The following is a 14,575-nucleotide window of genomic DNA, read 5'->3' as shown; positions in this document are numbered from 1 at the left end:
CTAAGGTCCGGGCTTTTGATTGAAGAGTGAGGTTGACCACTGCGGGATAGAAGAGGCAGTATACCATGCATATGGGACTTCCTCTAGGGGAGAACGAAGAACAGGCGGTTGCCAAGAGAAAGCTGATCGGCAAGCTGATTGCAGACAACTACATCACGATGGAGCAATACTTTTGGGTGGCACGAAGATCGAAGCCGATGCCAAAAGTATTCCTTTGTGTGGAAAAAAATCGACGCTGCGCTTTGAAGAAAAGCTCAAAGAAAAGGTGCAGGCGACGCTAAAGTACATCCATGAAAATACACACGAGCAAACAGGTGAATATGAAGTGGAATCGCCCGAAGAACTCCCTGCCCGATTAGAAACGGCAGCAACAGTACTTGATGAAAAGATGGAAACCCTGACAGAGCAAATCGCTGAGGAAAGCAGCGGTTGAAAAGCGAAAAGAGATGTATGAAGAACAGGATTTTCAGTATATCAAAAATCTATATCTTACAGAACTATATTGACAAGCATTAGCTGGTTTTTACATCCACCAGAACCCCACCTCCACCCCCCACCAGTAGAATTCCACATAATAGTGAAGTTTTGTTGATGGAGTCATCGCCTGCGAAAAAGCTACAATGACTATGTCAGGTTTAAGTCAACTGTAGTCAGTCGTCCTAAACGCTATGGATGGAATAAGCCAGCAGCTTGAAAGGAGGGAGGAAAGCAGTTCGTTAGAGAGAGTCTGATCATTCCAAGTTCAACTGGTGCGATTTGAAGAAGGGTGATGTAGCTTTATATCCATTCAAGGAGGGTCACGCTATGAGAATGAAGATTGGAACAATGATGCTGCTCAGTATGTTGTGCATAATGATCTTGGCTGCGTGTACGTCTAATGGCGGGGGCGGAGGAGCTTCGGGCCCGCAGGAATCCGCTGGTCAGGGCCAGGGAGAAATCGTGGAAATCCGCTTTCCCTGGTGGGGGAATGTCGCCAGGCATGACCGCTACAATGCGATGATGGATTTGTTTGAAGAGAAGCATCCTCATATCCGCGTAATCCGCGAGCCGATCAGCTTTGACGATTATTGGGATCGGATGGCAACTCAAACCGCAGGCGGGAATCCACCCGATGTGCTTATGTTTACCAGGGGCCAGCTTTCGGAGTATGTGTCAAGGGGCGCGGTGCTTCCTCTCGATGAGTATATTGAAAGCGGTATCATTGACATGAGTGATTACTCGGAAACGGCTCAAAATATAGGATTGTACCAAGGCTCTATTTATATGGTGACAAAAGGGATGTCCGCTCCAGCTACTTTTGTCAATACGGATCTGCTGGAGCGCAAAGGCATTCGTCTTCCCGACAATAACATGACCTGGGGCGAATTCCATGATTATCTCTATGAAATTGCTCCCTTGCTGGGAGAGACAGAGGATGGCAAACAAATCTATCCGATTAGCGATCCTACAGCCAGTGAATTGGCCATATCCTCTTACATGCGTCAGCGCGGATTTGAGCTGTTCACCGAGGATGGTTCCGCTCTGGCCTTTGGCAAGGAGGACTTGAAACAATGGATTAGTTATTGGGATACCCTTCGTGAAGACGGAATTGTGCCTCCTGCTGAAATCTGGGCAGAGGAAGGCGGCGAGGAATGGGAGCAAGGTCCGATTGCTACCAACCGCATCGCTATGGAGTTCGGCCGTGCGAGCAACAACCTGATTAATCTGCAGCAGGTGGTGGAGGATAACATAGATTTGATCCGTCTGCCCTCCAATCCGGACGGGGTTGAGTACGGGGAAATTGTTACTGGGGCTAACATTGGAATTTCCGCACACTCCAAGCATCCGGAAGCGGTAGCGGAATTGATTAACTTTTGGTTAAACGATATGGAATTTAACCAGATTTACAATAACGACCACGGTATAACCGGTAATGAGCGTTTATTGGCAGAATGGGATCTTCCGCCTGCAACCCGCAAGGTGGCCGATCATCTGCTGGAGGTGCTGGATACGGTAGAGCCTCAAGCCCAGCGCCCGCCAGGACAAACAGCTTTGTTTAATCAATTGTCGAGATCGCATCAGGAGGTTTACTTTAAGAGAAAAACAATTGATGAAGCGGTAGATGATGTGTTTCGTGAAGCGGAAAGAGTGCTGCGGCAGTAGAAGCCGGGCGGCCTGTCCACATGTATATTTTCCGTACTCAGGCCGCAGGGATTATGCAAATGCATCATTATGCTTTAAACCTTTAATGTTTAATGCAGTAAATGTTTGCTTCGATTAACGGTATTGCTGGACAGGGAGTGAATGATGTGGCGCAAAGCAGACCCAAAAAATTATGGAATAAAAACAAGTTCGCCCTTCTTTTTTTGTCCCCGTGGCTTATCGGTATTTTGGCCTTCGGGTTGATTCCGATGCTGACCTCTCTGTACTTGTCCTTCACTAACTTCGATTTATTCCGCGCTCCGGGCTGGGTAGGGCTGGATAACTACAGAACGATGCTTGTCGATGACAGTCGTTACACTCAAGCGGTGTCGGTCACGTTGAGATATGTTTTTTTGGGCGTTCCTCTTGTGTTGATCTTTTCCTTGTCGATTGCCCTGCTGCTTAACAAAGGGCTTAGGGGATTAGCGATCTATCGTGCAATATATTATGTCCCCTCGCTGCTTGGCGGCAGCGTCGCCATCGCGATTCTGTGGCGCCAGGTGTTTGGCCGGGAAGGCTTGTTCAATCAGTTTCTCGCTATCTTCGGAATCGAAGGAACCAGCTGGATTACCAATCCCGACTATGCGCTTTATACGCTGGTTGCCTTGAATGTATGGCAGTTTGGCTCGCCTATGGTTATTTTTCTGGCCGGATTGAGGCAGATTCCGAAAGATTTATATGAGGCCTCATCGATTGACGGGGCCGGCAAATTCCAGCAGTTTAAGGCGGTTACTCTACCGCTGCTGACCCCGATTATTTTCTTCAATCTGGTCATGCAGATGATTAATGCCTTCCAGGCGTTCACCCAGGCTTATGTCATCGGCGGGGGCTCGGGAGGACCGCTCGATTCCATCTTGTTCTATACCTTGTATTTGTATGAAAAAGCCTTCCAGCAATTCGAGATGGGCTACGCATCGGCTATGGCCTGGATGCTGCTCGTCATGATTGCAGTCTGTACGGCACTATTGTTTCTCACCTCAAGAAAATGGGTGCACTATGAAAGCTAAAGGGGGGGATTGTCCATGATGAGCCGCAGGCTGCCGTTATCTAAAGGAATTACTTATGTTGTGGTAACCGTGACCGCCTTGATTCTGGTCTATCCTCTCTTATGGATGCTGAGCAGCTCGTTCAAGCCGGAATCGCTAATCTTTAGGGAAATGGGAATATGGCCAACGGGCTTCACGCTGGAAAATTACAAATACGGCTGGAGAGGTGTGGCCGGGGTAACCTTCACCACCTTCTACTTAAACACCTTCTTCATCGTCGGGCTTGCCATTATCGGCAATGTGCTGACCTGTTCCATGGCCGCCTACGCCTTCAGCCGTATTGATTTCACCTTGAAAAAGACGCTGTTCGCGGCAATGCTCGTCACCATTATGCTGCCGTATCATGTTGTGCTCATTCCGCAATATATGATTTTTCATCAGCTTGGCTGGGTGAATACGTATTTGCCCTTAACAGTTCCTAAGTTTCTAGCAAGTGATGCATTCTTTATTTTCCTGATGGTCCAATTCATCCGCACTTTGCCGCAGGAGCTGGATCAGGCCGCTATTGTTGATGGGTGTAATCCGGTACAGATTTACACCAAAATTATTTTGCCTTTGCTGACCCCGGCCGTTGTGACCACTACCATTTTTACATTTATATGGACATGGAATGATTTCTTCAGTCAATTGATTTATATAAGCAGCCCGCGGTTGTTCACCGTATCGCTCGGCCTGCGGATGTTCCTGGACAGTGAAGGCACATCCAATTGGGGCGCGATGTTCGCGATGTCGATGGTGTCGCTGCTTCCGGTTCTGTTGTTCTTCGTCTTTTTTCAACGGCTCATTATTGACGGGATCGCTACTTCCGGCTTGAAGGGCTGATTGCGCTTAACTCAATTATTAAAGCCATTTCGTAATTACAGAGGAGGATTTTTCCCAATGAAACTCGTATCCACATACCGCTTCGCACCTGAACAATTGGAGGAAATGAACACGCTTGGCCTGGAGGTCAAGCAATACGGCTCGGAGCAGGAGCTTGTTGACAGCAAGGAATATGCCGATGCCGACATTATCATTGCCAATCACCGGACGCTGCAGCAGGATTTTCTTGAACAATGCGACAAGGTCCGCTGGGTTCAGGTGGCCCATATCGGGATTGAACGGCTGCCGATGGATTATTTGAAGGAGCGGGGGGTCATCGTCATCAATGCCCGGGGGGCAATGGGGGTTCCTATTTCGGAGGATATTCTATGCAAAATGCTGATGCTGGTGCGTCAAAGCGCAGTCGTGATGAAAAATCAGTTCGACCATGCCTGGAAAAAAGCCGGCCCTGTCCGTAATTTAAGCGGCAAAACGGCGGGAATTATCGGGACTGGCGATGTCGGTACGGAAACAGCGGTAAGAGCCCGTGCCTTCGGCATGAAGACGATCGGAATCAATACGGATGGGCGGGAGCTTCCCGAGTTTGACGCCATTTATACGCCGGAGCAAATTAATGAAGTTCTTGCTCAGAGCGATTTTAACATTCTCACGCTTCCGCTTACCGAGCAAACGGCGAATTTGATCGACAAAGAGCAATTTGCCGTGATGAAGCCGGATTCCTATTTGATCAACATTTCCCGCGGGGCGCTGATTAACGAGGAAGTGCTGCTGGACTCCCTGCAAAACCGGAAAATAGCGGGAGCGGCCCTGGACGTGTTTGTGGAGGAGTTTAAACACGGTTATTTGCCGGAGGAGAGCCCTTTTTGGAAGCTCGATAATATCATTATTACGCCGCATTATGCGGGTGCCGGGGATGGCTTCGGAGCAAGGTTCAGCTCGGTGTTTATGGAGAACTTGGGACACTTTGTGGCAGGCCGAATGTCTGAAATGGTCAATGTAAGACAGTTTGGCAAAGGCTACTGATTTTATCGGGAGAACCGGAAGCTATGATTGTTGAAAGGAAAAGAAAAGCACAGCTATAGCTTAAGAGCTTAAGGAGGGAATGCAATGCCGTGGTGGGAGAACAACCGCTTAAGGCTTATTCAGAACAACTTGAGAGAAATCGATGCCAATCTTGATGTGGGACGGTTAATGGAAGATTTGAAAGCTTTTTCGGCGAATGTGCTGATGATGAATGCCGGAGGGATTATCGCCTTTTACCCTACGGAGCTTGAGTACCACTACCGTGCACCCGCCCAGACGAAGGATTTGCTGCAGGAGGCCATCACCCAGGCTCATGCCAATGACATGAAATTCATTGCCCGCTTCGATTTCAGCAAAGCCCATGAAAGCTTGTATGCGAAGAAGCCGGAATGGTTTTACCATAACCGGGAGGGGCAGCCTGTTAATTATCATGGGATCATGCATACTTGTCTGAATGGGGAATATCAGAGATCGTATTCGCTTAAGATCATCAACGAAGTGCTGACCCGTTATGATGTGGACGGTATCTTTTTCAACATGTTCGGTTATCAAAATTGGGACTACAGCGGCAAGCATTACGGCATTTGCTTCTGCTCCAACTGCAAGGCGCGATTTCAAGAGATGTTCGGGATGGAGCTGCCCCTAACCGAAGATTCTGACGATTCCGTTTACCGGGCGTATAAGCAATTTCAACAAGTGACAACCCGGGAGATGCTGGACCGGATTCATGAATTGGTTCAGAGCAAAAACAGAGACATTGCGATCTCGACCTACCATCCCCATAAGGTGGACATTATCCGCAAAGAATCGAACACGGCGATCCACCGGCCGCATCCGGTGTGGCAGTATTCGGCATCGGAAAACGTCAAGTCGGTCGAGGATTCGTGGGATGACAAGCTGGTAAGCAACTGCTGCATTAATGCAATCGATTTGTTGTACCGGTTTACCGGTGTATCCAGCAATGAAGTCAAAATTCGTCTGTATGAAAGCTTGGCGAGCGGATCGGGGTTGGACTTTTGCATCATTGGTGTCTTTGACGGATATCCCGATAAAGAGAATTTCAAAGATACAGCGGCAATCTTCCGTTTTCATCAAGAGCATGAGGAGCGATTCGGCCAGCTGCAGTCTGTGGCGGAGATTGCCCTAATCAAACCGGAATCGCTCTTTGTCCGTGATTCAGCAGAATACTTGGGCCTGTTCAAAATGCTGAAGGAAGCCCACCTCCCTTTCGATGTAGTCGTTCAGAGTCAGGTGGCCGGGCGGCTTGGCCCGGATTGCCGCTATAAGATCGTAATCGTACCGGACATGGCGGAGCCGGAGACAAACGTACTGCAGACGCTGAAAATTCTTAATGAGCGGGGCGTGCATCTGATTGCCACCGGAACCTCATTTGCCGGGCATGAGACACAGCGGGCTTGGGCGAGTGACGTATATGGAGCTTCAGTAGTGGAGGTAAAAGAAGCAACACGGGCTGTTTCCGCTTATTTGGAAACTACCGATAAATCCGTGTTTAAGCGTTTCCCCGATAGAGACTGGATCATTGTAGACGGTGGATTTGTTTGCGTGGAACTTGAAGAGGGGGCAGCTTCCCCTATGACTTATATTAGGCAGGCTACCTTCGGTCCGCCTGAACGCGCAGCCGGGCACAGCCGGTCGGAGTTTCCGGGAGCCTGGATCCGGCAAAGGGCAGGCGCTGGGCAGGCGGCCTATTTCCCTTGGGCGGTTGGAGAGCATTATTACAAGTACGGATATGAGGATCATAAAAATGTCGTTCTGGATATACTGGACGCCATTTCCGGAGGCAGTCATAGGTTGTCCACTAACGCTCCGGCGAGCGTAGAAATCTTCTTCAACCGACTGAACGATGGGGAATACATGCTGCAGCTGCTCAATTTATCCGGATTTAACGGAGTGACCTATCATGATCCTCTTCCTGTCCGGGGCATTGAAGTATCGCTCCCTGGTCTCTCCGGCTGCCGGTCGGCCCATAATTTGGTGGAGGATCAAGAGGTGGGCTGTACTTCCGACGGCAAAGATGCGGTCATTTTCATCGACGAACTTCACGATTATGCGGCAGTGGTGATTAAGACGAATGAGCAATCATGAAACCAACGAAAAGGAGGCGTAAGCGATGAAGGTTGGCTTTATCGGTCTGGGCATCATGGGCAAGCCGATGGCTGCCCATATCCTTAAGGCAGGCAATTCCCTGACTGTATACAATCGAAGCCGCCCATCGGTGGAGGAGCTGGCGAAGCTTGGCGCCGCTGTGGGCAGGGACCCGGCGCATGTGGCTGAAGCATGCGATATCATCATCACGATGCTGCCGGATTCCCCGGATGTCAAAGAGGTTGTGCTGGGAGAGAGAGGGCTAATTCATGGCCTCTCTCCAGGCACAACGCTCATCGACATGAGCTCCATCCACCCCTTGGCAGCGCAGCAGATCGCTCAGAAGCTTAAGGCAAAAGGCGTGCATATGCTGGACGCGCCGGTCAGTGGAGGAGAGATAGGAGCTATTGAAGCGACACTTGCCATAATGGTTGGCGGGGAAGAGGAAGTATTTGAACGCTGCCTTCCCCTGCTGAAAACAATGGGCAAGTCGGTTCACCGCGTAGGAGAGATTGGAGCGGGCAACACAGTTAAGCTAATGAATCAAATGATCGTAGCAATCAATCTGGCGGCAGTGGCCGAAGCGTTTGCTTTTGGCAAGAAGGCTGGAATCGATCCGGCTTCCGCCTATGAGGCAATCAAAGGCGGGCTGGCGGGAAGCCGGGTCATGGATACGAAGATCAATAACATTCGTGACGAGCAGTACACACCGGGATTCCGCGTCAAGCTGCATGCCAAAGATTTGCGCAATGTAGTGACTATGGCGGAGGAAACAGGCGCCAAGCTTGAGTTTTCCGATCGTGTTCTTGAATTATTCCATGATCTATCGAAGCAGGGCTTCTCTGAGGAAGATCACAGTTCACTGCACCGTTTGTTTCCGGTGGGAAAGGCGGCGAAATAATGGCGGACAAACAGACTATTAATAAGGCTGCACAGCCAGACAAGCAGGGGAATGCCAAGCTTGAATCCCCGGCAATTTTGGATAATAAGGCTGAATTGGTTGAATTGGATAGCAAGCAGATGCTGCGCCAAACGTTTGATTATGATCGATTGTGTGCCGAAGGCTATGCCGAGGCGCGGAAGCTTGATGTTCCAGCGCTCGGGGACAGGCTGAGGCAAATCGTATTTTGCAGCGTAGGAGGCGGGCCGGTGAGCAGCTTGCAGCTTGCACGCTCTCTTTTGGCCGATGAATTAAAGCTGCCTGTAATTATGCATCAAAGCCATGAAATGCCTGCTTTCGTAAATGAGCATACTTTGGTCATTATAGCTAATTATTCCGGCCAATCCGAAGAAATTGTCAGCGCGTACGCCTCTGCCCAGAGCAAGGGTGCCCAGATCATGGTATTGACGGCCGGAGAAGCTTTCCGGGAAACGGCCGCCAAGAACGGCCAGCTCTGCTTCACCATACCAGGCGGTAAAATTCCCCGCATTGTTTCTGTCAGCCATGTGCTTATCCCTGTGCTTGTTATTTTGCACCGTCTTGGTTTGATCCGAGATCCCGGGCCAGGAATCGCGGAAACGATAGACCTGTTCGGCACACTGAAGGCCCGGTATAGTGAAGACAGTCTGACCGAGTCTAACCCGGCCAAGCAGCTTGCGATAGATCTTCACGGGCGGGTCCCGGTTATCTACGGAACCGATCCGTTCACGGCATCCGCCGCCATACGTTTTCGCTCACAGCTGGCGGAAAACAGCAAGCGGATGGCCATCAGCAGCGCCATGTCTGCCCTGCACCACGAGGATGCTTATGGCTGGGATGCCGATGAGGATACGATTCGCTCCTTTCACTTTACCTTAATCCGCGATAAGGAAGATTCGGCCAGGATGATCCGGCGAATAGAGAAAACCAGTGAAGTTCTGCTTGAAAGAAACGCAGAGCTCACGATGATAGATTCGGTTGGCGATAGCCGGTTGGCGCGGCTGTGCTCTCTGCTGTATTTATTCGATTATGCTTCCCTTTATTTGGCTTTTCTGTACGGAACCAATCCGGCATGGAGCCAAACGATTAACCGCTTTAGAGAAAAATATACCGCAAGCAGCTAGGAGGGCGCAGCGGAACGGCCAATCCAATCATTCAATAATTCAGTACCGCTAGAGCTTCCGCTTAATCGTTTTGCGGTCCTTCAACAGGGCGGAAGGGGCGTAGCCCGTTACTTTTTTAAACACATGATGAAAATAAAAAGGATCGCAGAATCCCAGATAGTCGGCTACTTCGGCAATGGACATGGAATGGTTTACGAGAATCTCCTTGGCCGCAGATATGCGGACGGATTGGATGTACTCCACGGGCGTCTGGCCGGTCACCTCCTTAAAAATCGTGCTTACATAATTGGGGGTACGGTCAATATGATCGGCCAGCTCCTTGAGGAGAATTTTTTCCCGGTAATGATGGAAAATGTATTTTTTCAGCTCCATAATATGTCCAACCTTGATGGACGGAGTTAAAGCGCTTTCTTTATCGCGCATCATAATAGACAGGATTTCGCACAAAATTGCTTGGCAAATCTCTGAATAATAGGGGAACTTGGCCAGCCACTGCTGATTTAAAGTTACGTATCGCTGCTTAACATAGTCGGGGTTAGAGATCGTCACTTTCCAATGACGCTGCAAATTGCGGATCCATGGATTATCCTTGGATTGAACATGCAAGCTGAAATGAGTTGAATACCGCTGGTGGTCGGACACCTGATCCGAAGCTCCATGTCTTAGAGAGCCTTGTGGAATGAACAGGGCTTCCCCTTTTTGCAAATGAACTTCCTCCTTATCAACCCAGTAGTACAAACTTCCCTTAGTGATAAACAATAAAATATTAGATTCCGTTCGCGATTCTTCCAGCTTCCAATGACGGTCAAAATCATGGGCGTACGAAGAATGAACTGTAATCATAGAATGCCTCCCTCATAGTATAAAATGACTTTCCCACGCTTAAAGCTAAGCTCATTATGGGATAGCGGAATATGAACTGGCAATAGGGCATCGTTGGTCGACCAGTATCAGACTAGTTGTTTGCAGCTTTTCTAGAGCACTTCTGGAGCTGTTGCTGAATCTATTGCTGAGACTATTACTGGGACTATTACTGAGACTATTGCTATATCCGCTGTTTGCAGCTGCCCCTTTTTGCAGCAGGTGCTTCTGATTAGACCCGGCAGGATTATGGTAACCACAATAGAATTAATAACTATCCATAATATCAAAAAAACCGGAAGTGCGGGCTTAAGGTTATATTGCAGATAAGCGTCTGAAACGAGAATAGTCATTTTAGTAAAAGAGCATTTTGCATAATTCGATTTCATCTACAGATGGTAACAAGATATAGACAAACTAAAACCGTTTTGAGCTATATCTTGTTTGATTAAAGGCTTCTCTGGGATTTATGCAAAATGCTGAAAAAAGAAACCACAGTTATCAAGGAGGTAGAATCGATGAATCAATCTCATTCTATGAATTCCAGTGAACGGCAGGCGGTAAGAAAAGCGAACGAAGAGCGGACTGTTAAATTTCCCGATGGCACCCAAGTTCCAGCGATTGGTCAGGGAACCTGGCGGATGGGCGAACGGCCGGGGGAGAAAGAGAAAGAAGTGAAGGCTTTGCAATTAGGCTTGGAGCTGGGTATGACGCTGCTAGATACCGCGGAAATGTATGGAGAGGGCGGCGCGGAAGAGGTTACCGGAGAGGCGATTCGCGGAATACGGGACCAGGTGTTTTTGGTCAGCAAAGTTTATCCCCATCACGCAGGACGAAAGTCCCTTCGAAAAGCATGTGAGAACAGCTTACAGCGCCTGGGTACAGACTACTTAGACTTGTATCTGCTTCACTGGCGGGGAAATATTCCGCTGCAGGAAACAGTAGATGGAATGGAAGAGCTGCGCAAGGAAGGGAAAATCGCACGCTGGGGCGTTTCTAATTTTGATACGGATGAAATGAAGGAGCTGTGGGCCTGTGATGGCGGGAGCCGATGTGCTACCAATCAGGTGCTGTATCATTTGGGCTCAAGAGGGATTGAATACGATTTATTGCCCTGGATGAGAAAAGAGGGGATACCGCTCATGGCTTACTGTCCAATTGCCCAAGGCGGATTGCTCCGCCAGGAGCTGACTACTCACCCGACCGTACAGAGTATCGCAGATGCCCATGATGTTTCCCCGATACAGCTGATTTTGGCGTGGAGTATCCGTAATGGGGATGTGATCGCCATTCCAAAAGCGGTGCAGCAGAACCATGTGCTGGACAATGCCAAGGCCGCCTCGATCCGTTTATCTGAAAAACAACTGGCTCAACTCGATCAAGCTTTTCCTCCGCCTGATCGAAAGGTCGGTTTAGATATTGTTTAATAGAAGAGCCCGCTTGCTCTATAGAAGCTGCTGCTTGCTCTATAGAAGCACCTGCTTGTTCAAAGAAACTCTTGCTTGCTCAAGGAAGCTCTTGCTTTCCCGAAAAGCTCCCCGTTGTGTTTTCGGTAGATTCGTTGCTGTCTAGTCGGTCATTATGGGAGCAGTAGCCCTAAAACAAGCCAGACCAAAGCACCCAGCAGCCCAATAAAGGTAGATTGGACCAGCGATTCTTTGGAAAGTTTTTTTGTTTTGATTAGATCGAACAATACCCAGCCTACGCAAATAACAACAGCTACCATAAGTGATTCCAGCAGGATCATCCGTGCATCCCTCCCAACAGTCGACTATATCAGACCTGTGAAGGTGCATCAAGTGCTGTAGAACCTGTAGAACAAGTGCATCAAATGACGTGGGAGCAAGTCTGTGGGACAAATGCTGTAGTACAAGTGCATCAAGTCCCGTGTAGCAAGTGCTGTAGAACAAGTGCGGTGGTACAAGCGCTGTTGAAAACTGGCATACAGTAGGCGGGCTGTAAATGGGATTTAAATAGAGTAACATTAGGAAATAGAGATAGGTATAGAGTAACATCAGAAGAATAGATGAGGAAACAAGGTGCAGTAGGCTGCTTTTACAGGGCTTGCGGTACCTTTTTTTGCGTAACGCTTGTCACAAGCGCTATTTCGGCCATTTTGGCCACCTGAAAATTGTAACGCTTGTGAGGAGCGCTATTTGTGACGAAATGCCCGTTTTGACGGTGCAAAACAGCAAATAGGCTCCGTGGCCAGCGTTAAAATTTCAAAGTGCCTGTTTTTGGCCGAATAAGCTCCGTGGCCAGCGTTAGCGCAGAACATCTCGCCAGGGTCAAAAATTCCCCCCTCAATAATGCTTCTAACCTTCGATACTTGACCGGGTTAATTCTTGCATATGCCGTTTAAAGCGGGAACGTCCTTTTCTGTTATCAAAGAGGGAGGGGGGAAACTTCCGATACTCAGGGAATCAGTGAGGTTAAACCAATACGATTGAAGGATAAACGAGGATAGTTTAAGCCGGGTGAACAGCTTCAGATCCCCCTGGCCAAGCCTGGCTTAACGCTGTTGCGCCTGGCCTGCAGCATGAGGTTTGATCAGTACTATTGCCCGTCATCCAAGCCTGACATAAGATGTGAAATGTAAGCGCTCTACGAAATGAACAATTGAAGTCAGGAGGATGGCGGATGAATCAACAGCAGGCTCTGCCCCATTTGCAGCGAAACCGAATCCCCAAGTCAATGCTCGTTCGGGATATTGTCAGAGACCGGTGGTTGTACTTTCTATTAGCCCCGGGCGTCCTGTATTTTATCATTTTTAAATACGTGCCTATGTGGGGATTAATTATGGCCTTTCAGGATTATCAGCCTCATCTTGGTTTCCTGGGAAGTCCGTGGGTGGGACTGAAGCATTTTGAACGGTTTTTTGCCGAGCCGCAGTTCTGGATGCTGTTCCGAAATACTTTATTGCTCGCTATTTACAATCTCGTCTTTTTTTCCCGCTGCCTATTATTCTGGCGCTGATGCTGAATGAAGTTCGCAAAGAAGTATTTAAGCGTTTCGCCCAAACCTTGCTCTACCTGCCTCATTTTGTTTCCTGGGTAGTGGCCGTCGGAATTTTCTATGTGCTGTTTACGACGGAAGGCGGAATCGTCAATGAATTTATTGCCCGGCTGGGCATGGAGAAAATTCCGTTTCTTCTAAGCGAGGACTGGTTCCGGACGATGATTATCAGTCAGTCTATCTGGAAAGAGGCCGGGTGGGGGACGATTATTTTTCTGGCTGCCTTATCCGGGGTCGATCTTCAGCTCTATGAGGCCGCCCGGATCGATGGGGCCGGACGTTGGCGGCAGCTGTGGCACATAACCCTTCCCTCGATAAGGAGCACGATTGTCATTCTGTTCATTCTTCGGCTGGGGAGCTTTCTCGATACGGGCTTCGAGCAAATTTTTCTGATGCTGAACTCTCTTAACCGGGAGGTGGGGGAAGTCTTCGACACGTATGTCTACATGAAGGGACTAACCCAGGCCCAGTACAGCTATAGTGCGGCTGTCGGCATGTTCAAATCTCTGGTCGGCCTCGTGCTTGTAGTAGGTGCCAACTGGCTGGCCAAGAAATGCGGCGAAGAGGGAGTATATTAGAATGGAGGCGGACAAGCGATGACTTTGGAAGATAAAAGCCTGGGCAATCGTATTTTTTCGACAGTCAATTACACTTTACTCACCCTGATTTCGGTCATGACAGTAATCCCGTTTCTGTATATTACAGCCGTATCGTTTGCGACGCCGGAGGAAGTGGCCAGAGGCGGGCTGCTGTTATTTCCGTCAGAAATGACTTTGGGCGCCTACCGGTACATTTTCTCCACCGATACGATGATTCGCAGCATTCTGGTGTCCATCTATGTGACCGTTTTTGGAACCTTTATCAACCTGGTATTTACCTCATTTATGGCCTATCCCTTAGCCAAGACGACATTGCGGGGAAGGCGGCCCATCCTTTTGATGGTGCTGCTGACGATGCTGTTCAGCGGGGGGATGATTCCGACTTATTTTGTAGTCAAATCGCTCGGCATGATCAATACGTACTGGTCGCTCATGATTCCCAGCGCCATTAGTGCTTTCAATCTTATTGTTCTGAAAAACTTTTTCCAGCAAATTCCGGACGGGTTGGAGGACTCGGCCAAAATTGACGGCTGCAACGATCTCGGGGTCTTGTTCCGCATCGTGCTGCCGCTGTCGATGCCGGCTATGGCGACCTTCGGCCTGTTCTATGCGGTAGGCCATTGGAACACGTTCTTTAGTGCGGTGATGTACATTAATGATTCCGCCAAATGGCCGGTGCAGATTGTGCTGCGCGAGATCGTTCTGCTCTCCCAGGACAGAATCGGCGACACGACGGTCCAGCAGGACCCGAACGACTACTTGCCGCAGACGATCCGGATGGCCTCCATAGTCGTGGCCACTATTCCGATCATTATCGTTTATCCGTTCCTGCAGAAGCATTTTGCCAAAGGAGTCATGCTCGGTTCGGTAAAAGGATAA

General features: G+C 49.1%; 12 protein-coding genes and 1 pseudogene. 11 read left to right on the top strand and 2 right to left on the bottom strand.

Annotation, left to right across the window (positions count from 1 at the left end):
• Nucleotides 1-172: 172 nt before the first annotated feature.
• From PSHG_RS22100 to PSHG_RS22065, 8 genes are all read left to right on the top strand, one after another.
• Entirely contained in the window at nt 173-433 is a 261-nt protein-coding gene (locus PSHG_RS22100; protein ID WP_010277900.1) for a hypothetical protein, read from the top strand.
• 371 nt (nt 434-804) lie between these two features.
• Nucleotides 805-2,142 (top strand): ABC transporter substrate-binding protein, encoded by a 1,338-nt coding sequence (locus tag PSHG_RS22095; RefSeq protein ID WP_010277899.1) that lies wholly within the window; start codon nt 805-807, stop codon nt 2,140-2,142.
• 146 nt (nt 2,143-2,288) lie between these two features.
• Nucleotides 2,289-3,188: a carbohydrate ABC transporter permease gene (locus tag PSHG_RS22090; protein ID WP_010277895.1), complete on the top strand. Its 900-nt coding sequence runs from the start codon at nt 2,289-2,291 to the stop codon at nt 3,186-3,188.
• Nucleotides 3,189-3,203: 15 nt separating this feature from the next.
• Nucleotides 3,204-4,049 carry a carbohydrate ABC transporter permease gene (locus PSHG_RS22085; RefSeq protein WP_010277891.1) on the top strand — a complete coding sequence of 282 codons (846 nt, stop codon included), beginning with the start codon at nt 3,204-3,206 and terminating at the stop codon, nt 4,047-4,049.
• A 57-nt stretch (nt 4,050-4,106) separates the two neighbouring features.
• Complete coding sequence (locus PSHG_RS28655; RefSeq protein ID WP_010277890.1) at nt 4,107-5,072, top strand: D-2-hydroxyacid dehydrogenase; 966 nt, start codon at nt 4,107-4,109, stop codon at nt 5,070-5,072.
• Between the two features lie 84 nt (nt 5,073-5,156).
• Nucleotides 5,157-7,178, top strand: coding sequence for an alpha-amylase family protein (locus tag PSHG_RS28650; protein WP_010277888.1), 2,022 nt, complete (start codon nt 5,157-5,159; stop codon nt 7,176-7,178).
• A gap of 25 nt (nt 7,179-7,203) precedes the next feature.
• Complete coding sequence (locus PSHG_RS22070) at nt 7,204-8,079, top strand: 2-hydroxy-3-oxopropionate reductase (RefSeq protein WP_010277886.1); 876 nt, start codon at nt 7,204-7,206, stop codon at nt 8,077-8,079.
• On the top strand, nt 8,079-9,221 hold the full coding sequence (locus tag PSHG_RS22065; protein WP_010277884.1) for a bifunctional phosphoglucose/phosphomannose isomerase: 1,143 nt from the start codon (nt 8,079-8,081) through the stop codon (nt 9,219-9,221). Before PSHG_RS22070 ends, PSHG_RS22065 begins: the two co-directional genes overlap by 1 nt.
• A 48-nt stretch (nt 9,222-9,269) precedes the next feature.
• On the opposite strand, the gene PSHG_RS29620 is transcribed toward PSHG_RS22065, so the two are convergent.
• Nucleotides 9,270-10,064 (bottom strand): AraC family transcriptional regulator, encoded by a 795-nt coding sequence (locus PSHG_RS29620; RefSeq protein ID WP_010277882.1) that lies wholly within the window; start codon nt 10,062-10,064, stop codon nt 9,270-9,272.
• A gap of 536 nt (nt 10,065-10,600) precedes the next feature.
• Here PSHG_RS29620 and PSHG_RS22055 point away from each other — a divergent pair.
• Nucleotides 10,601-11,509 carry an aldo/keto reductase gene (locus tag PSHG_RS22055; protein WP_010277880.1) on the top strand — a complete coding sequence of 303 codons (909 nt, stop codon included), beginning with the start codon at nt 10,601-10,603 and terminating at the stop codon, nt 11,507-11,509.
• Between the two features lie 152 nt (nt 11,510-11,661).
• On the opposite strand, the gene PSHG_RS31060 is transcribed toward PSHG_RS22055, so the two are convergent.
• Entirely contained in the window at nt 11,662-11,829 is a 168-nt protein-coding gene (locus tag PSHG_RS31060; RefSeq protein WP_010277877.1) for a hypothetical protein, read from the bottom strand.
• Nucleotides 11,830-12,776: 947 nt separating this feature from the next.
• On the opposite strand from PSHG_RS31060, the pseudogene PSHG_RS28640 reads away from it, so the two are divergent.
• A pseudogene (locus PSHG_RS28640) lies at nt 12,777-13,675 on the top strand (ABC transporter permease).
• A gap of 18 nt (nt 13,676-13,693) precedes the next feature.
• Nucleotides 13,694-14,575 carry a carbohydrate ABC transporter permease gene (locus tag PSHG_RS22040; RefSeq protein WP_010277874.1) on the top strand — a complete coding sequence of 294 codons (882 nt, stop codon included), beginning with the start codon at nt 13,694-13,696 and terminating at the stop codon, nt 14,573-14,575.

The organism is Paenibacillus senegalensis JC66, assembly GCF_000285515.1.
Taxonomy (GTDB): Bacteria; Bacillota; Bacilli; order Paenibacillales; family NBRC-103111; genus Paenibacillus_L; species Paenibacillus_L senegalensis.
Note: the sequence above shows the minus strand (reverse complement) of the source record. Positions and strands in the feature narration are given on the sequence as shown.